Here is an 18319-nt window from a genome sequence, read left to right on the forward strand (position 1 = left end):
CCGCCCCCGAGATCGAGACCCCGCCCCCGTCCGCAGGGCGGATGGTCCGCCTACGCGCCCGCCTGGCCCGCTCGCAGGGCTCCTTCGGCCAGGGGCTGCTCAGCCTCCTGTCCGCCAAGAACCTGGACGAGGACACCTGGGAGGAGATCGAGGACACCCTCATCACCGCCGACATCGGTGTCACCGCCGCCAGCCAGATCGTGGAGAACCTGCGCACGCGGGTCAGGGTGCTCGGCACCCGGGAGACCGACGAGGTCCGCGCCCTCCTGCGCGAGGAACTCCTCAAGCAGATCGGCACCGACACCGACCGCGTCGTGCGCACCGAACCCCACGGCGACCGACCGGCGGTCATCATGATCGTGGGCGTCAACGGCACCGGAAAGACCACCACGACCGGCAAGCTCGCCCGCGTCCTGGTCGGTGACGGCCGCAGCGTGGTGCTCGGCGCCGCCGACACCTTCCGCGCCGCCGCCAGCGAACAGCTCCAGACCTGGGGCAGCCGGGTCGGTGCCCCGGTCGTGCGCAAGGACGAGGGCGCCGACCCCGCCAGCGTGGCCTTCGACGCCGTCGCCCGCGGCATCGACGACGGAGTCGACACCGTGATCATCGACACCGCCGGACGCCTGCACACCAAGACCGGCCTGATGGACGAGCTGGGCAAGGTCAAGCGTGTGGTGGAGAAGAAGTCCCAGGTCGACGAGGTCCTGCTCGTCCTGGACGCCACCACCGGCCAGAACGGACTGCGCCAGGCGCGCGTGTTCGCCGAGGTCGTCAACGTCACCGGCATCGCCCTGACCAAGCTCGACGGCACCGCGAAGGGCGGCATCATCGTCCAGGTCCAGCGGGAGCTGGGCGTACCCGTCAAGCTCGTCGGACTCGGCGAGGGTCCCGACGACCTCGCTCCCTTCGACCCCGAGGTCTTCGTGGACGCCATCCTCGGCTGACCCGGGGGCACCACGAGCACCAGACGGCCGGACACCCGTGACACGGGGGTCCGGCCGTTCGTCGTTCGTCCTCCGAGCACGGCTTGTTCATGACGGCTTAACACTCCGAGCCGCCCTTTTACGCCTGCGCAACACGTCGGGTCCGGCCGGGAAACACCCGGGCCGGAAGGTGGTCGCCGTGGCCAGCGCATCGGGCCCGAAGACGCGCTCGCTGACCGCCGCATCTCACGACCATCCCCCGTCCGTGCAACGGAGGCGACGAAATGATTGACTCAGGCAACACCGCGTGGCTGCTGATGAGCGCCGCGCTGGTGATGCTCATGACCCCGGGCCTGGCCTTCTTCTACGGAGGCATGTCGCGGGCCAAGAGCGTCCTCAACATGATGCTGATGAGCTTCGGCAGCATCGCCATCATCAGCGTCCTGTGGGTCCTGGTGGGCCACTCACTGACCTACGCGCCCGGCCACGGCGCCCTGGAGATGTTCATCGGAGGCTTCGACTACGTCGGCCTCAGCAGCATCATGACCGAGGTCGAGCCGATGGACGGCACCGACGGCGGCTACCCGCTGCTCGTCGACGCGGGCTTCCAGCTGATGTTCGCGGTCATCACCGTGGCCCTGATCAGCGGCGCCATCGCCGACCGCGCCAAGTTCGGCGCCTGGCTCCTGTTCGCCCCGATCTGGGCGCTCCTCGTGTACTTCCCGGTGGCCCACTGGGTCTGGGGCGGCGGCTGGATCGCCAGCATGCACGAGTTCACCGGCCTGCCCGAGGTCATCGACTTCGCGGGCGGCACCGCGGTGCACATCAACGCCGGGGCCGCGGCCCTGGCCCTGGTCCTCGTCCTCGGCCGCCGCAAGGGCTTCGGCTCCGAGTCGATGCGCCCGCACAACCTGCCGTTCGTCCTGCTCGGCGCGGCCCTGCTGTGGTTCGGCTGGTTCGGCTTCAACGGCGGCTCCGCCTACGCGGCCAACGAGCAGGCCGCCCTGGCCCTGGTCAACACCCAGGTCGCCACCGCCGCCGCGACCGCCGCCTGGATGCTGGTCGAGCGCCTCCGCTACGGCAAGGTCAGCGCCCTGGGCTTCGCCTCCGGCGCCATCGCCGGGCTCGTCGCCATCACGCCCTCGGCCGCCAACGTCACCCCGGTTGGCGCGATCATCGTCGGCGCCCTGTCCGGCGCGATCTGCGCCTACGCCATCAGCTGGAAGTTCCGCTTCAAGTACGACGACGCCCTGGACGTCGTGGGCATCCACATGGTCGGCGGCATCGTCGGCTGCCTCGCCCTCGGTTTCATCGCCTCCGCCGCCGTGCCCGGCGGCGGCGACGCGGGCCTGTTCTTCGGCGGCGGCCTCGGCCTCCTCGCCGCCCAGGCGATCTCGGTGATCGGCGTCATGGTCTACACCTTCATCGTCACGTGGGTCATCGCCAAGGTCATCGACCTGCTCATCGGCTTCCGTATCGCCGAGGAGGTCGAGACCAACGGCCTGGACCACGAGCTCCACGCGGAGTCGGCCTACGCCTTCGACGAGCTCGACGAGATGGAGGAAACGACGGCCTCCTCGCCGACGCCTCCGGGCGAGGAGGCTGCCTCACCGCGGGTCGGGTCCTAGCTCTCAACGTCGAGGCGACCGGTCCCGGACCACCGAAACGGTGGGGCGGACAGAGGGGTCGACGGGGGATTTCTCCCCGTCGGCCCCGTTCGCGTTGTGGCTGTTCCGGCCGCCCACCAGTCGCGGATTCCACTGATTTGTGCGTGTTCATGGAGTGGTGTTGGCAGTGGCGCGTGCTCGCGTTCGATACCCTTTCTGGGCGGTGCGGCGGCCAACCCGGTCTCGGGGGACGGCGAAGGGCGCCGGGATGGGCCGACCCACGGGGGCCCACCGGACGCGACCGGCTGGGCCCGCGCCCGCGTCACCACGTCGCGGAGAGGCAGGGCGGTGAAAGACGCCCGGGACCCTCCCACGACCTTTTTCTTCACGCGCATTCGGATCAGCACCCCACAGGTCGGGGTCAGGAGGCAAGATGGCGCCGGTTACGCACAACAGGGGTCGCGGACGCGGACGGCTCGCCCTCGCCGCAGTGGGCACGATCACCGCGCTGGGACTGGCCGGATGCGGCTTCGGCGGCGACGACGACGAGCCCGCTCCCACCGAGGAGACTGCCGAGCCGGTCGACGCCGCACCCCTGCTGGAGCAGGCCCTGGCGGACCTGGCCGACTACCCGGCGCTCACCGCGGACGGGCAGGTCGCCCACACCGTGGGCGGGGACATCCAGGAGACCACCGTGACCGTCGCCGACGGCGGCGCGACCAGCGGCACCGTCCGCGCCAACGGGGTCGAGGCGGAGATGATCGCCGCCGACAGCAAGATCTTCCTGCGCGCCGGTGAGGAGTTCTGGCTCGACAAGAACGTCTTCGGGCCCGACAGCGACCAGTTCGACGGCGCCTGGGTGCGCTCCTCCACCGCGCAGGCGGGCATCAACCCGCAGAACACGTTGGCCCCGCCCGCGCTCGCGGCGATCCTGGAGGAGATCGGTCTGGAGGGCGACGAGGCCGTCGAGGAGACCCTCGACGACACCCGCGCCTACAAGGTCGACCTCAACGGCGAGCGCAACCAGCTGTGGATCGACGCCGAGACCAACCAGGTGCTGCGCGTCGAGGTCGAGGAGCTCGTCCCCGAGGGCGGCGAGAACGGGCCGCAGGTCCGCCTGGACATCGCCCAGGCCGACGAGGCCGCCGCCGAGGAGCTCTACGACAACCTGACCACCGTCACCGAGGACGAGCTCACCGGCTCCCGTGACGCGCGCATCGAGGTGAGCTGGGACGGCCAGCCCGAGATGGAGTGCGTCGACGGTCCGCACTGCACCTGGTCCGGCACCGTCCGCGACGCCGGCGCCTCGGGCAGCGGCACGGTCCTGGTCCGCATGGACGTCACCTTCACCCAGGACCAGATCGGCGACGAGGAGTGCTCCGACAGCGGCTCCCTGGAGGCGGGTGGCTCGCTCGCCCTCTCCTGTGATGCCAACTACAACATCGTCACCTCCGAGCCCAAGACCTACGAGGACATCCAGGGCGAGGCCCGCCTGTCCACCCGTGGGCTGGGCGGCGGACAGCAGGAGGAGATGCTCGCCGCCCTGGCCGAGCAGCGCGAGGCCACCCTGGCGGGCGACACCGAGGAGTCCGAGGAGTCCGAGGGCGCCGAGGAGAGCGAGGGCGCCGAGGCGCAGGAGACCGAGGGCGAGTAGCCCCGGACGACACAGACCCGGACCCCACGGACCCGGACCGCACTTGCGTGCGGGTCCGGGTGCCCGCGAGGCGGGAACCGGGCGGGGCGCTCCCCCCGCCCCTTCCGTGCCGGGGGTCGTCCCGGCCGGACCTGGGCTTCGTGCCCGGTGACGGCGGGGCGGTAGGCTAGGAAGTCAAACCCGACGACGAAGGACTGGCCAAACTCGTGTTCGAGACGCTTTCCGACCGGCTGACATCGGTCTTCTCCTCGCTGCGCGGCAAGGGGCGGCTGTCCGAGGAGGACATCAACGCGACCGCGCGCGAGATCCGTCTCGCGCTGCTCGAGGCGGACGTGGCGCTGCCCGTGGTCCGCGAGTTCATCTCGCGGATCAAGGAACGCGCCCGCGGTGAGGAGGTCTCCAAGGCCCTCAACCCCGCCCAGCAGGTCATCAGGATCGTCAACGAGGAACTGGTCGAGATCCTCGGTGGCGAGACCCGGCAGATCCGCTTCGGCAAGACGCCGCCCACCGTGATCATGCTCGCCGGTCTTCAGGGCGCCGGTAAGACCACCCTCGCGGGCAAGCTCGCCAAGTGGCTCGCCGCCGACCGCAACACCCCGCTGCTGGTCGCCGCCGACCTCCAGCGCCCCAACGCCGTCACCCAGCTCCAGGTGGTCGGTGAGCGCGCGGGCACCCCCGTGTTCGCTCCCGAGCCCGGCAACGGCGTGGGGAACCCCGTCGACGTGGCCCGCGAGTCCATCGAGCACGCGCGGCGCAACAACCACAACGTCGTCATCATCGACACCGCGGGCCGCCTCGGTGTGGACACCGAGATGATGCAGCAGGCCGCGGACATCCGCGACGCGGTCAACCCCGACGAGATCCTCTTCGTCGTCGACGCCATGATCGGTCAGGACGCGGTCAACACCGCCCAGGCCTTCCTGGACGGCGTCGGCTACGACGCGGTCGCGCTCACCAAGCTCGACGGTGACGCCCGCGGCGGTGCGGCCCTGTCCATCCGGCACCTCACCGGCCGCCCGATCATGTTCGCCTCCACCGGCGAGAAGCTCGAGGACTTCGACCTCTTCCACCCGGACCGGATGGCCTCGCGCATCCTGGACATGGGTGACGTCCTCACCCTCATCGAACAGGCCCAGCGCACGTTCGACGAGGCCGAGGTCGAGAAGATGGCCTCGACCATGGCCTCGGACGACGACTTCACGCTGGACGACTTCCTCCAGCAGATGGCGATGGTCCGCAAGCTCGGCCCGATCGGCAACCTGCTCGGCATGATGCCCGGCATGGGGCAGATGCGCGAGCAGATCGACGGCATCGACGACAAGGACCTGGACCGCATCCAGGCGATCATCCAGTCGATGACCCCCGGTGAGCGCGCCAACCCGAAGATGATCAACGGCTCCCGCCGTCTGCGCATCGCCAACGGCTCCGGCACGCAGGTCAGCGACGTCAACGGCCTGGTCACCCGCTTCTTCGAGGCGCAGAAGATGATGCGCAAGATGAAGAGCGGCGGCGGCGTCCCGGGGATGCCCGGCATGCCCGGGATGGGCGGCGGCAACAAGAAGAAGGCCAAGGCCCAGTCCAAGAAGGCGAAGAAGGGCAAGCAGCGCAGCGGCAACCCCATGAAGGCCCGCCAGCAGGAGGCCGACCGCGCGGCCGAGCGCAAGCGGCGCCAGGAGGAGGGCGGCCAGGAGATGCCGCAGCTGCCTCCGGGCCTCGGCGGAGGCGGCGCCGACCAGCCCACCCTCCCGCCCGGTTTCGGCGGCCCGAACATGCCGGACCTGTCCAACTTCAAGCTGCCGAAGAAGTAGCAGGCAGGGCACGGCGACAGTGACACCCACCACGGCCCGCCCGGGACATCCCGGGCGGGCCGCGGTCGTTCTCGAACCGGGCCGCGCGCACGGTGGTGTCCTGTCCAAGGAACACGTCCGCGTCTGGCACAATGAGTAGTCGACTAACGGTGGCCGGGTCAGCCCTCTAACTAACCCGCCGCCCACGTCCTGCCTCGACGGGTTCCACAACCCCACGTGGGTCGCCCATCAGGCGCTAACACCGTTATACGGGAGAAGACCACTCCAGTGGCTGTCAAACTGAAGCTCAAGCGTATGGGCAAGATCCGTACGCCCCAGTACCGTGTCATCGTCGCCGACGCCCGCAACAAGCGTGACGGCAAGGCGATCGAGGAGATCGGCAAGTACCACCCCAAGGAGCACCCGAGCCTCATCGAGGTCGACTCCGAGCGGGCCCAGTACTGGCTGTCCGTCGGCGCCCAGCCGACCGACGCGGTGAAGGTCCTCCTGCGCAAGACCGGTGACTGGCAGAAGTTCAAGGGCCTGGCCGCTCCGGCGCCGCTCCAGGTCGCCGAGGCCAAGGACCCCGAGGCCAAGGACGCCGCCTTCCAGGCCGCGCTGAAGGAGCTCGTCCTTCCCGGTCAGGAGAAGAAGACCAAGAAGGCCGAGAAGAAGACGGACAAGGCGGCCGACAAGCCCGCCGAGGCCGCCGAGGCTGAGAAGAAGTCCGAGGGCGAGGCCTAATCGTGCTGGAAGAGGCGCTTGAGCACCTCGTGAAGGGGATCGTCACGAACTCCGACGACGTCCAGGTGAGAGCCAAGCGGCTCCGCAAGGGCAAGGTTCTGGAGGTCCGGGTCCACCCGGACGACCTCGGCAAGGTCATCGGCCGCAACGGCCGGACCGCCAAGGCACTGCGGACCGTCGTCGGCTCCCTCGCTGGCGGCCGGTACGTCCGCGTGGACCTGTTGGACCTGAACGAAGTGCGCTGACGCGCCTCTGGGGGCGCCGACCGCTGACGGTCGGCGCCCCGCACTCGTGCCCGGGGACCGTGTGAACGGCCCCGGGCACGCTTTTCCCCGGGGCGGCTCCCCGCCCGGGGACACCGAGGGGGACCCGGGCGCCGGGACACCTCGTGTGACGTCCGGGGATCGAGGATCGACCAAAGGAAAGCACTGCTCATGCGACTCGTGGTGGGCCGGATCGGCCGCGCGCACGGTATCCGCGGCGACGTCGCCGTCGACGTGCGCACCGACGACCCCGACGCCCGGTTCACCGTCGGCGCCGTCCTCCAGACGGATCCGGTCTCGACCGGTCCGCTCAAGGTGGCCTCGACGCGCCGCCACAGTGGCAGGCTGCTCATCCGCTTCGAGGGCATGGCCGACCGCGACGCCGCCGAGACGCTGCGCGGCACCCTCCTCACCGTGGACTCCGAGGACATCGCCCCCCTGGACGACCCCGACGAGTTCCACGACCACGAACTGATCGGCCTGACCGCCGTCACCACCGAGGGCGAGACCGTGGGTGAGGTCGAGGACGTCCTCCACCACGCGCAGGACGTGCTGGTCATCGCCGCCGAGACCGGCGGTCACGAGATCCTGGTGCCGTTCGTCGCCGCCCTGGTCCCCGAGGTCGACGTCGCTGGCGGTCGGATCGTGCTCGACCCGCCGCCCGGCCTGCTCGACCTCCAGAACACCGACTGAACGAGTACGCAGTGCGCATCGACATCATCAGCATCTTCCCCGACTACTTCGCTCCCCTCGACCTCTCGCTGATCGGCAAGGCACGCGAGGCGGGCCTGCTCGACGTGCGCGTCCACGACCTGCGCGACTGGACCCACGACCGGCACAACACCGTCGACGACACCCCCTACGGCGGCGGTCCCGGCATGGTCATGAAGCCCGAGCCGTGGGGCGAGGCCCTCGACGAGGTCGTGGCGGGTCGGCCGACGCGGCTGGTCCTGCCGACCCCGAGCGGACGACCCTTCACCCAGGCCGACGCCGAGCGGCTCGCGGGGGAGGAGAACCTGGTGTTCGGCTGCGGCCGGTACGAGGGCATCGACTCCAGGGTCGCGGCGGACGCCGCCGAGCGGATGCCCGTCGAGGAGATCAGCATCGGTGACTACGTCCTCAACGGGGGTGAGTCGGCCACCCTGGTGATGGTGGAGGCCATCACCCGGCTGCTGCCCGGCGTGCTCGGCAACCGGGAGTCGCACGTCCAGGACTCCTTCGCCTCCGGTGGCATGGAGCACCTGGTGGAGGGGCCGGTGTACACCAAGCCCGGCACGTGGCGGGGCCAGGAGGTGCCGCCGGTGCTGCTCTCCGGGAACCACGGTGCGGTGGACCGCTGGCGCCGTGACCAGGCGCTGCGCAAGACCGCCCGCAACCGGCCCGACCTGGTGGCGGCCACCCCGGCCGAGGCCCTTGACAAGCGGGACCGTGAGGTCCTCGCCGAGGAACGGACCGCACCGACCTCGTAGAGTGTGGTGAACGGCCGGTTCGGGACGGCCGGGATCATGTGGCAAACTGGGTGAGTTCCCCTCTGGTGACCCCAAGGCATCCGCATGCCGGCGGTACGACGTCGGCCTCTGTGTCGGTCACCGGGTGGTTCCACAGTTCAGACCCAACAGGGCCTCGCCCGCGCACCCCCTCCCCGGAGCAGCCGGGGGGCAGGACGCGGCGCGCTATTGATGAGGATTCGCGAGATGCACACCGCCATTCAGGAGCTTGAGAAGGCTCAGCTTCGCACCGACATTCCGGACTTCCGTCCCGGTGACACCCTCAACGTCCACGTCCGCGTGACCGAGGGCACCCGTACCCGTGTCCAGGTCTTCAAGGGCGTCGTCATCCGCCGTCAGGGCGCGGGCAACCGCGAGACCTTCACCATCCGCAAGGTGAGCTACGGCGTGGGCGTGGAGCGTACGTTCCCCATCCACACGCCGGCCGTCGAGAAGTACGAGGTCGTCGCCCGCGGTCGCGTGCGTCGCGCCAAGCTGTACTACCTGCGCGACCTGCGCGGCAAGGCCGCCCGCATCCGCGAGCGCCGCGAGCCCGTCAACAAGTAGGCTCTGGCTGATCCGGCCGGAACCATGCCGCCCCGCCGGGCGGCAGGATAGGCTTTCGGCCGATGAGCAAAGACGAGAGGGACCTCGGCTCGGACGCGGTCCCGGACGAGGATTCCGCCCGGCCCGGCCCGGAGGAGCACAGCTCCGCCACTGGCTCCCAGACGCATGAGCGCCTGGGAGCCAGTGGTGTATCCGACGCCGCTGGTCAGGGGCCGGAGGAGAGAGCTGACGCCGACATGAGCCAGTCCCAGAGCAGTGCGAAGAAGGGGTCGTTCTGGAAGGAACTCCCCATCCTGATCGTGATCGCCCTCGTGCTGGCGTTCGTGATCAGGACCTGGGTGATGCAGGCGTTCTACATCCCCTCTTCGTCCATGGAGAACACCCTGCTCGTGGGTGACCGGGTCCTGGTGAACAAGGTTGTGTACCAGATCCGCGACATCGAGCGCGGAGAGGTGATCGTGTTCAACGGCGACGGGTCGTGGGACGATCCGACCGTCGTGCAGCCGCCGGAGTCGACCAACCCGGTCAGCCGCGGCTTCACCTGGGTGCAGCAGCAGCTCGGCGCGGCGCCCACGGGCAAGGAGTACATCAAGCGGGTCATCGGTCTGCCCGGTGACACCGTGGAGTGCTGCGACGAGCAGAACCGGATCCTGGTCAACGGCGTTCCCCTGGAGGAGGACGACTACCTGTATCCGGGCAGCGTGGGGAGCCACACCGAGTTCGGTCCCATCGAGGTGCAGGAGGGGTACCTGTGGCTGATGGGTGACCACCGGGCCATCTCCTACGACTCCCGCATGAACCAGAACAACCCCGGGGGCGGGGCCGTACCGATCGACCACGTCGTCGGACGGGCCTTCGTCATCATCTGGCCGTTCAGCCAGGCCGGCGGGCTCGGCGTCCCGCAGACCTTCGACGAGCTGAGCGGGTCCGAGGACTGAGCCGGTGGCCGAACCGGGCCGAACGATTTCCGGGTATCGTCGCAGGTCATGGCCTTACTTTCGGGTCAAGTGACCGATCCGTCGAAGGAATTCCGCTCGACGGGGCACAAAAGCCCGTTGCGTGACGCATGATGGAACTCGGATCGTATCGGCGTTCCCCGAACGCGTGGAGCCGTCTCCGGTGGGTACCAGCCGGGTGGCGGAGGTGTTGCCACGCCAGGGGGACCGGCACATCATGACCGGAGAGTGCTGACGAAAGCGAGCGCGCACATGAGTTCTGAGGACCTGGAGAAGTACGAGGCCGAGATGGAGCTTCAGCTCTATCGCGAGTACCGCGACGTCGTCGGACTGTTCGGCTACGTGGTGGAGACCGAACGGCGTTTCTACCTCACCAACCACGTGGACCTCCAGCCCCGCTCGACGGAGAACGGGGAGATGTACTTCGAGGTCGTGATGGAGGACGCCTGGGTCTGGGACATGTACCGCCCGGCCCGGTTCGTGCGCAACGTGCGCGTGGTGACGTTCAAGGACGTGAACGTCGAGGAGATCACCAAGTCCGACCTGGAGATGCCCCCGGCGGACGGCGGCGGACCCGCGGAGTAGCGGTCCGGCGGCGCCCCTCCCTCCTTCTTCGTGGAGCGGGTTATCCACAGGAGAAACTGACCCCTGGCGCGCCCGGCCCCGATCACCGACCGTGGTTACGGGAGGTGGTCGCCGGTGGATCGGTGGGCCGAGTACCGAAGGAAACTGGGACGCCGCGGTGAGGAGCTCGCCGCGGCCTACCTCGAACGGGCCGGGATGCGGGTGCTCGCCCGCAACTGGCGGGCCCCGGGCGGCGCCGGGGAGATCGACATCGTGGCCCGGGACGGGCCCTTCCTGGTGGTCGCCGAGGTCAAGACCCGTGGTTCGCTGCGGCACGGCCATCCGGTGGAGGCCATCACCGAGAGCAAACGGCGCCGACTGCGGGGGCTGGGCCGGTCCTGGGCCCTTCTGCACCGCTGCCCGCCCCGGCCGCTGCGGATCGACGGGGTCTGCCTGCTGGTCGCGGGCGGACGCGTGTTCGTCTCCCACGAACGGGGGATGGGCTGATGTCGCTCGCCCTCACACACTGCGTGACGCTGCTGGGCGTCCAGGGCCACATCGTCGAGGTGGAGGTGCACCTGGGCGGCGGAGAGCCCGGGGTCACCCTGGTGGGGCTGCCGGACGCCGCCCTGCGGGAGGCCCGGGACCGGATCCGCGCCGCGGTGGCCAACAGCTCCGAGGCCTGGCCCAGCGGACAGATCACCATCAGTCTGTCCCCCGCCAGCCTGCCCAAGTCCGGCAGCCTCTTCGACCTCGCCATCGCCGGTGCGGTGCTGGCCGCCGCCGGTGAGGTGCCGCCGGACCGCCTGGCCGGGACCGTGCTCATCGCCGAACTGGGCCTGGACGGTCGTGCGCGCCCGGTACGCGGGGTGCTGCCCGCCATGGTGTCCGCCGCCGAACAGGGCTTCACCCGGTTCGTGGTGGCCGCGGGCAACCTGGCGGAGGCCCGTCTGGTACCGGACGTGACGGTCGTGCCCGTGACCGACCTCGCCGAACTGTGCGGCTGGCTGCGCGGGGAGGAGGAACCGGAACCGCCCACGGAGGGGCCCGCGCCGGCCGTCGTCCCGGACCAGGGGAGCCCCGACCTCGCCGACGTGCTGGGGCAACCGGTGGCCCGGCGGGCCGTGGAGATCGCCGCCGCCGGAGGGCACAACCTGATGATGTTGGGCCCACCCGGGACGGGTAAGAGCCTCCTCGCGGAACGTCTGCCCACGGTGCTGCCCACGCTCTCCTCCACCGAGGCCCTGGAGGCCACGGCGATCCACTCGGTGGCCGGGCTGCTACCGCCCGGCGCGCCACTGGTCACCGTGCCCCCCTTCGCCGCGCCGCACCACACCTCCAGCCGCGCCTCGATCATCGGGGGAGGTCACGGCAACCCCCAGCCCGGCTGGGTGTCCAAGGCGCACCACGGCATCCTGTTCGTGGACGAGGCCCCGCAGTTCGGCCGGGGTGTCCTGGATTCGCTCCGCGAACCCCTGGAACGCGGTGAGGTGGTGATCGCCCGCTCCGCATCCACGGTGGCCTTCCCCGCCCGTTTCCAGTTGGTGCTGGCAGCCAACCCGTGTCCCTGCGCCAAGCCCGGCAGCCTCTGCACGTGTCCGTCCGGTGAGCGGCGGCGGTACTTCTCCCGGCTGTCCGGCCCGCTGCTGGACCGGATCGACCTCAAGGTGGAACTCCAACCGGTTTCGCGGGCCGAACTCCTGGCGGACCGGGCCTTCGCCGAGTCCTCCGCGACCGTGGCCGCCCGGGTGGCGCAGGCCCGTTCCCGGGCCAGGGAGCGGCTGGCGGACACCCCCTGGAGCACCAACGCGGCCATCCCCGGAGCCAGGCTGCGGCGGGACTTCCCGGTGGAGCCAGCGGCCCTGCGGGTCCTCGGACGGGCGATGGACGCCGGACAGATCAGTGCCCGAGGGGTCGACCGCGCCCTGAGGGTGGCCTGGACCCTGGCCGACCTCGCGGGCCGCGAGCGCCCCACCGAGGAGGAGACCTCCTACGCCTACGCCCTCTGGGCGGGAAGGGCGTGGTGACGGTGACCGACGAGGCACGCGCACGCGTCGGTCTGACGGCGGTGGCGCCACCCAGCCACCGCTGGCTGGGGCCGCTGGTGAACGAGCACGGGGCCGCCACAGTCTGGGCCGCCCTGCTCTCGGGGGAGCCGCCCCCGGGGCGCCCACCGCCGTCGGAGCAGGCGATGCGGAGTTGGCGGGGCTGGTCGGAGCGGGCGCGGCGGGTGGACCCGGACCTGCTGCTGGACGCCTCGGCGGAGGCCGGGGTCCGGTTCGTCGCCCCGGGAGACCCCGAGTGGCCGGGGCGGCTCGACGAGCTGCCCGTCTGCTACGGGCTCTGGGTGCGGGGCATGGGCGACCTGCGCAACCTCTGCCTGTGGTCGGTGTCGGTCGTGGGCGCGCGCTCCGCGACCTCCTACGGGCTGCACGTGGCCGCCGAGCTCTCCTGTGAACTGGCCGACCGCTCCTTCTCGGTGGTCTCCGGAGGAGCCTACGGAGTGGACGGCGCCGCGCACCGGGCGGCGCTCACCACGGGGAGCACCGTGGTGGTCCTGGCCTGTGGTCTGGACACGGACTACCCGCGCGGTCACGCGGGGCTGTTCGCGGACGTGGCTCGCACGGGGGTGCTGGTCAGCGAGTGGCCGGTGGGCCGGACCCCGCGAACCCCGGACTTCCTCGTGCGCAACCGGCTGATCGCCGCGCTCACCCCCGGCACGGTGGTGGTGGAGGCAGGGGCCCGGAGCGGGGCGCTGAACACCGCCTCCCACGCGACCGACCTCCACCGGGTGCTGATGGCCGTCCCGGGGCCGGTGACCTCGCCGATGTCGGTGGGCTGTCACCGTCTGCTCCGCGAGGGCCGGGCCAGCTGCGTGACCCGCGCGGACGACGTGGTGGAGCTGGTCGTTCCCCTGGGCGAGGCCGTCCCCGAGGGAGCGGGTCCCCTGGTGCCCGCCGCAGAACTGGACCGGGAGACCGCACGGGTGCTCTCGGCCGTGACCCGTCGTGGCGTGGGCACCGCCGTGGTCGCCTCGAACAGCACCGGGAACCTGGAGCAGACGATCCGGGCACTGGGCATGCTGGCGGCGGCGGGCCTGGTGGAACGCTGCGAGGCGGGCTGGCGTCTCCCGGAGCGCCGTCGCTCCCGGCCTCGGTGACAGGACCGAAGAGGGCCGGTCGGAGGTCTCGGGTGCGGCCGGGACCCGTCGGTCCGAGGCGAGGCGCGCGGACACGGCGGTCCGGAGCCCGGCGGCGTTCGGTATACCCATTCGAGTAAAGCCCGCAGTAGTCAGTCTGTAACTGCGATTGGTCAGAGTGGTAGGCGTCGATTACTCGACGCGTTGTCAAACCTTGGACGAAGAAAGGAGTGAGATCGTATGTCTATCGAGTCCGGTCACCTCTCGGCAAGCCTCGGAGACCTTCCGGTCGAGGAATTCAGTTCGAGTGGCGAGGGTGTCGTCGGCTTCGGCTCCAACCAGCCCGGTGGTATCGAGTCGCTCGGTTCCACGCTGGCCATGATGGAGATCGGCGCCTCCGGCGGCGGCGAGTGCTGCAGCTGCTGCAGCTGCTGCCCCTGCTGCTGCTGCAGCTGACCCAGTGACCTGGTCGGCCGCCCCGTGCTGCGGCTGGCGGTCGGCCGGGTCGTCGGGGACCTTGGTCATGAATGCATTCAGGTGCAAACCCGCTGTAGGTGCGCTGTAAGCAGCGGCGGGGATGATGGTGCAGCACCGGGGCAGAAGGGCCTCGGTGTTCCTACGTAGAAAGGGAGGAGGTTCCATGTCGATGAAGGCTGACCAGATCTCCGCTGGTCTCGGAGACCTTCCGGTCGAGGAATTCAGCACCAGCAGTGAGGGTGTTCTCGGCTTCGGTTCGGACCAGCCCGGTGGTATCGAGTCGCTCGGTTCCACGCTGGCCATGATGGAGATCGGCGCGTCTGGCAGTGGCGGCGGCTGCTGCAGCTGCTGTAGCTGCTGCCCCTGCTGCTGCTGCAGCTGATCCGGCGGGGCGGTCCCGGTGCGGGCTTTTCCGTGCCGGGGTCGTCCCCTCGCAACAGTGAGAGAGAAGAGAAGGGCGCGGATGCGACCGAAACTCCGGCCAGATGTCTACTACGTCCCGACCGCGGACGGGGCCTTCATCATCGACAGCGCACGGTCAGTGACACTGCGTGGTGGGGCGATCTATCAGTGGGTGGAACTGCTCGCGCCGAGCCTGGACGGTTCCGTTCCGCTCGAGGACCTGACCTCTGGGTTGTCGCCCGCCCACCAGAAGATGGCCCTCGACCTGGTGGGGCTGCTCGAACGCAACGGATTCGTCCGCGACGTCAGCGATGACCTGCCGCACACGCTGACCGAGACGGAGCTCAAGCGCTACCAGGCGGAGATCGCCTACGTCGACTTCCGGTGCGACTCCGGCCCGGCGCGGTTCCAGACCTGGCGTGGCACCCGCATGGTCGTCGTGGGCAACGCCCCGCTCGCCGACTCCGCCGCCCGCGCCGCCTGGCACCTGGGCTGTAGTCGTGTTGAGGTCGTCGACCCCTCGGACGACGCCGACGCCCGGGCCGCGCGCGCCGCCGACCTCGCCGCGCTGCGGGAGGAGGACCCCACCCTCGAACTCGTCGAGACCCCGGCGTCCGACCTCGCCGCGAGCGTGTCCGCCGCGGACTTCGTGGTCGTGCTGACCGAGGACCCGGCGCTCATCGACACCGTGGCGGAGGCCTGCACGGCTCCGCTCCTGCCGGTCCTGGTGACCCGCGACTCGGCGTGGGTGGGCCCGATCCCGGGCGGTGCGGCCGGTTGGGCCGACGCCAAGGCGCGCCTGACCGACACCGGCACCCTTCCAGCCGGACCCTCGACCTGGTTGCGCGGACCCGCCGTGGGCGTGCCCGCCAACACCGCGCTGTTCGCTGCCTTCCGCGCCGTGACGGGCGCCTACCCCGCGCCGGTCTCCGGTGAGGTGGAGCGCATCGACCTGGAGACCCTGGAGTCCCAGACCGGGCGCGTGCTGCCGGTGGGCGCGGCGACGGCCCCCGTCAGCGAGGACCCGCGGGCGACGATCGACAGCGAGGTGTTCTCCCACGCCGCCGCCGAACTGTTCGACCCGCTCACCGGACCCCTCCTCGAGATCGAGGAGCACCCGGAGCAGCTGCCGCTGCGCGTCGCCGTGGCCCGCCTGGTGAAGGGCGGTCAGACCACCGACGTCCTCGGCGTGGCCGACGCCTTCGTGGAGGCCCGGCACGGCGCCACCCTGGCCGCCCTCGGCCGCCTGGCCGCCGCCCATCCGGCGAGCGGACCGGCCCGGGACCTCGTCAGCGGTGAGACCGGCCCCGTGATCAAGCCGGTGGAAATCACCGACGCCCACGTCCCCGGTATCGGAGCGGCGCTCGACCGTGAGTCCGCGCTCTCCCAGGCGGTGCTCGACTACGCGGCGGAGCGGGTCGTGCCCGTCCCCGAGCGGGCTCCGCTGATCGGCCGGGACGACCTCCCCGAACTCGTCGGTGAACAGCTGCGCCGACTGGAACTGCTCGCGCAGTCGAGCGTCCGCCTCTTCCAGCTGGACGCCGAGCTGCCGACGGTCCTCGCCGCCTCCGACGCCGGGCCGCTGACGCGCGCCTCAGGCCCGGACCTGGCGTCCGCCGCCTCGCTGGCCGTCATCCGCGCCACGACCTCCGTGCAGTGCGGTGAGAACCCCGTCACGACGCCTCCACGACCGGAACGCGTGCCCGAACCCGAGGGTTCGGCTGCCCCGCTGACCGGCCACCTGCTGACGTCCGAGGGCGCGGTCAAGCTGTTGGCCGCGCGCGGGCACCGGCTCGGGGTCGTGGAACTGGACGGCGAGCCCGCTCTGCGGACGGCGACGCCGCACCTGGTGAGGGTGGTGGAGCTGTGACCGAGTCGTTGACGGCCGCCCCCACCGTGGTGGGAACCGGTGTCCTGGCCGAGGCGCTCAGGGCCGTGGTCCCGCCGGAGTACACGGTGGTGGTCGGTGAGGACGGTGTCCTGCCGGAGATCCCCGCCGGGAGCGGGCCGGTGCTGCCGGTGCTCGCGCGTCGGGACCGGCTCTACGTCGGGCCGGTGGTGCGTGAGGACCGCCCCGGGTGCCCCGAGTGCCTGGAGTCGCGTCTGCTGTTGGCCCGGGAGTTCCCGGAGCCGATGGCCGAGATCGACCGCCGGGACCCGGAGCGGCTCCGAAGGTGGGCGCCGCCCGCGCTGACCCACCTGCACGCGGAGTTCGCTGCCGAGGTCGCTGGCAGGCTGGTCGAGCTGGACCGGGACCAGGACACCTCCGAGCGGCGGTCGGTCATGGTGGTCCGGCTGATCGGCCTCGGCGTGCGTCGTGCGGTGCTCCTGCCGGACCCGCTGTGCGCCGTGTGCGGTGCGCTGCCCGAGGACAGCCCCGAGGACACCGGGACACTCGTTCCGAGCCCCTCGCTGTCCCACAAACCGGGTTCCATGCGGACCAAGTCCCTCGTGGACGACGCGTCCTTCCTCCCCACCTACGTGGACCGGGACGTCGGCCTCGTACGCACCCTCTTCAAGTACGGCGGCGGGGTGTTCCCGAACATGACCGCGCCGCTGGGCCTGCGGAACTCGACCGACATCGAGCAGGGCATCGGCCGTACCCCCTCCTACCGGGAGTCGGGCACCGCCGCCGTGGCCGAGGCGGTCGAGCGCTGGGGCGGGATGAGCCCGTCGGGTCACCGCAGTGTGGTCACGGGTGCCTACAAGGACCTCCCCGAGGCCCTCGACCTGCGACGGCTCGGCCTGCACGACGAGCACCGCTACGACGAGGAGGGCTTCCCGTGCCAACGGTGGACCGAGGAGTCTGAGCTGGACTGGGTCTGGGGCAGGTCCCTCACCCATGACAGGCCCGTCCTCGTGCCCGAGACCTACGCCTACTACCGCACCCGGCTGGTGCGCCCGGACCGTCCCCGGTTCCTGTACGAGGTGTCCAACGGCTGCGCCGTCGGCGGTTCCATGCCGGAGACGATCCTGCACGGGCTGATGGAGGTCATCGAGCGCGACGCGTTCCTGATGACCTGGTACTCGCGCCGCACCCCGGCCGAGATCGACCTCAGCACGGCCAAGGGGACCACCGTCCCGCTCCTGCTTGAGCGCATCGAGCGGCTGACCGGGTACACGGCGCACGCCTGGGACACCACCACCGAGCACGGCATCCCCAGCGTGTGGGTGGGCGTCGTCGACGAGCAGGAGCGCGACGGTCACGCCCGCTTCCTGTGCGCGGCGGCCTCGCACTTCGACATGGAGGACGCGGTGGCGGCCGGGCTCCTGGAGCTGGCCCCGATCATCGCCCAGCACCAGGACGAGCCCGACGACGTGCAGGACCTCGCCCGGCGCATGGTCGACGACCCCGACCTGTGCACCTCGATGCTGCACCACAGCCAGCTCAACGGCAGGCCGGAGGCGCAGGACCGGTTGGCGTTCCTGTTCGACGGGCCCAAGCGGGAGATGGCCGAGCCCGACCCGAGGCTGCACACCGACGGGCCCACCGACCTGGAGGCGCTGCTCAACGACACCGTCGAGCGTCTGCGGCAGCACGGCCTGGAGGTTCTGGTGGTGGACCAGACCACTCCCGAGCACCGGGCGGGCGGTCTGTTCTGCGTGAAGGTGATCGTTCCGGGGATGCTGCCGATGACCTTCGGCAACAGGTTCCGCCGTGTGCGCGGACTCGACCGGGTGTTCGCGGCGGCGGCGAAGGAGGGCTTCGACGACGTGAACCCCGACCCGCACCCGTTCCCATGACGGAC

Annotated in this window: 18 protein-coding genes; all 18 read left to right on the forward strand. The window is 70.7% G+C overall.

The genetic code is table 11. The features are described 5' to 3' along the window. Positions 1-944: signal recognition particle-docking protein FtsY (gene ftsY, locus ADX84_RS09265; protein ID WP_049570638.1), on the forward strand; the 944-nt coding region annotated here is incomplete at its 5' end. Positions 945-1207: 263 nt separating this feature from the next. Beyond that, entirely contained in the window at positions 1208-2551 is a 1344-nt protein-coding gene (locus ADX84_RS09270; RefSeq protein ID WP_049570642.1) for an ammonium transporter, read from the forward strand. Between the two features lie 412 nt (positions 2552-2963). Beyond that, positions 2964-4184 (forward strand): hypothetical protein, encoded by a 1221-nt coding sequence (locus ADX84_RS09275; RefSeq protein ID WP_049570645.1) that lies wholly within the window; start codon positions 2964-2966, stop codon positions 4182-4184. Positions 4185-4390: 206 nt separating this feature from the next. Next, the gene (gene ffh / locus ADX84_RS09280; protein WP_049570648.1) at positions 4391-5992 is read left to right on the forward strand and encodes a signal recognition particle protein; all 1602 of its coding nucleotides are present in this window, start codon (positions 4391-4393) and stop codon (positions 5990-5992) included. 267 nt (positions 5993-6259) lie between these two features. Beyond that, on the forward strand, positions 6260-6715 hold the full coding sequence (rpsP, locus tag ADX84_RS09285) for a 30S ribosomal protein S16 (protein ID WP_049570653.1): 456 nt from the start codon (positions 6260-6262) through the stop codon (positions 6713-6715). A gap of 2 nt (positions 6716-6717) precedes the next feature. Continuing rightward, positions 6718-6960, forward strand: a complete 243-nt coding sequence (locus ADX84_RS09290) for an RNA-binding protein (protein ID WP_026129499.1) — start codon at positions 6718-6720, stop codon at positions 6958-6960. 189 nt (positions 6961-7149) lie between these two features. Beyond that, positions 7150-7671: a ribosome maturation factor RimM gene (gene rimM, locus ADX84_RS09295; RefSeq protein WP_049570655.1), complete on the forward strand. Its 522-nt coding sequence runs from the start codon at positions 7150-7152 to the stop codon at positions 7669-7671. A gap of 11 nt (positions 7672-7682) precedes the next feature. Continuing rightward, positions 7683-8447 (forward strand): tRNA (guanosine(37)-N1)-methyltransferase TrmD, encoded by a 765-nt coding sequence (trmD, locus tag ADX84_RS09300; protein ID WP_049570660.1) that lies wholly within the window; start codon positions 7683-7685, stop codon positions 8445-8447. 225 nt (positions 8448-8672) lie between these two features. Then, positions 8673-9032 (forward strand): 50S ribosomal protein L19, encoded by a 360-nt coding sequence (rplS, locus tag ADX84_RS09305; RefSeq protein WP_049570662.1) that lies wholly within the window; start codon positions 8673-8675, stop codon positions 9030-9032. Positions 9033-9094: 62 nt separating this feature from the next. Then, positions 9095-9970, forward strand: a complete 876-nt coding sequence (lepB, locus tag ADX84_RS09310) for a signal peptidase I (protein ID WP_049570664.1) — start codon at positions 9095-9097, stop codon at positions 9968-9970. A 270-nt stretch (positions 9971-10240) separates the two neighbouring features. Beyond that, positions 10241-10573: a DUF2469 domain-containing protein gene (locus ADX84_RS09315; protein WP_049570667.1), complete on the forward strand. Its 333-nt coding sequence runs from the start codon at positions 10241-10243 to the stop codon at positions 10571-10573. Between the two features lie 114 nt (positions 10574-10687). Further along, a complete protein-coding gene (locus ADX84_RS09320; RefSeq protein ID WP_049570670.1) occupies positions 10688-11059 on the forward strand; it encodes a YraN family protein in 372 nt (123 codons plus the stop codon). Then, entirely contained in the window at positions 11059-12579 is a 1521-nt protein-coding gene (locus ADX84_RS09325; protein ID WP_049570673.1) for a YifB family Mg chelatase-like AAA ATPase, read from the forward strand. The genes ADX84_RS09320 and ADX84_RS09325 overlap by 1 nt, the downstream gene beginning before the upstream one ends. Continuing rightward, positions 12573-13712: a DNA-processing protein DprA gene (gene dprA, locus ADX84_RS09330; RefSeq protein ID WP_049570677.1), complete on the forward strand. Its 1140-nt coding sequence runs from the start codon at positions 12573-12575 to the stop codon at positions 13710-13712. The genes ADX84_RS09325 and dprA overlap by 7 nt, the downstream gene beginning before the upstream one ends. A 219-nt stretch (positions 13713-13931) precedes the next feature. Continuing rightward, entirely contained in the window at positions 13932-14147 is a 216-nt protein-coding gene (locus ADX84_RS27075; RefSeq protein WP_017545977.1) for a hypothetical protein, read from the forward strand. Positions 14148-14331: 184 nt separating this feature from the next. Continuing rightward, entirely contained in the window at positions 14332-14550 is a 219-nt protein-coding gene (locus ADX84_RS09340) for a hypothetical protein (protein ID WP_017545978.1), read from the forward strand. Positions 14551-14631: 81 nt separating this feature from the next. Beyond that, a complete protein-coding gene (locus ADX84_RS09345; protein WP_049570685.1) occupies positions 14632-16440 on the forward strand; it encodes an NAD(P)-dependent oxidoreductase in 1809 nt (602 codons plus the stop codon). After that, on the forward strand, positions 16437-18314 hold the full coding sequence (locus ADX84_RS09350) for a TOMM precursor leader peptide-binding protein (protein ID WP_049570689.1): 1878 nt from the start codon (positions 16437-16439) through the stop codon (positions 18312-18314). Before ADX84_RS09345 ends, ADX84_RS09350 begins: the two co-directional genes overlap by 4 nt. Positions 18315-18319 lie beyond the last annotated feature (5 nt).

The sequence above is a fragment of the Nocardiopsis sp. SBT366 genome (assembly GCF_001083815.1).
In the GTDB taxonomy this organism is placed as follows: Bacteria; Actinomycetota; Actinomycetes; order Streptosporangiales; family Streptosporangiaceae; genus Nocardiopsis; species Nocardiopsis prasina.

Coding starts and splice junctions, on each gene's coding strand:
- ADX84_RS09270 (WP_049570642.1), top strand. CDS start 1,208: ATGATTGACTCAGGCAACACCGCGTGGCTGCTGATGAGCGCCGCGCTG.
- ADX84_RS09275 (WP_049570645.1), top strand. CDS start 2,964: ATGGCGCCGGTTACGCACAACAGGGGTCGCGGACGCGGACGGCTCGCC.
- rimM (WP_049570655.1), top strand. CDS start 7,150: ATGCGACTCGTGGTGGGCCGGATCGGCCGCGCGCACGGTATCCGCGGC.
- rplS (WP_049570662.1), top strand. CDS start 8,673: ATGCACACCGCCATTCAGGAGCTTGAGAAGGCTCAGCTTCGCACCGAC.
- lepB (WP_049570664.1), top strand. CDS start 9,095: ATGAGCAAAGACGAGAGGGACCTCGGCTCGGACGCGGTCCCGGACGAG.
- ADX84_RS09315 (WP_049570667.1), top strand. CDS start 10,241: ATGAGTTCTGAGGACCTGGAGAAGTACGAGGCCGAGATGGAGCTTCAG.
- ADX84_RS09325 (WP_049570673.1), top strand. CDS start 11,059: ATGTCGCTCGCCCTCACACACTGCGTGACGCTGCTGGGCGTCCAGGGC.
- ADX84_RS27075 (WP_017545977.1), top strand. CDS start 13,932: ATGTCTATCGAGTCCGGTCACCTCTCGGCAAGCCTCGGAGACCTTCCG.
- ADX84_RS09340 (WP_017545978.1), top strand. CDS start 14,332: ATGTCGATGAAGGCTGACCAGATCTCCGCTGGTCTCGGAGACCTTCCG.
- ADX84_RS09345 (WP_049570685.1), top strand. CDS start 14,632: ATGCGACCGAAACTCCGGCCAGATGTCTACTACGTCCCGACCGCGGAC.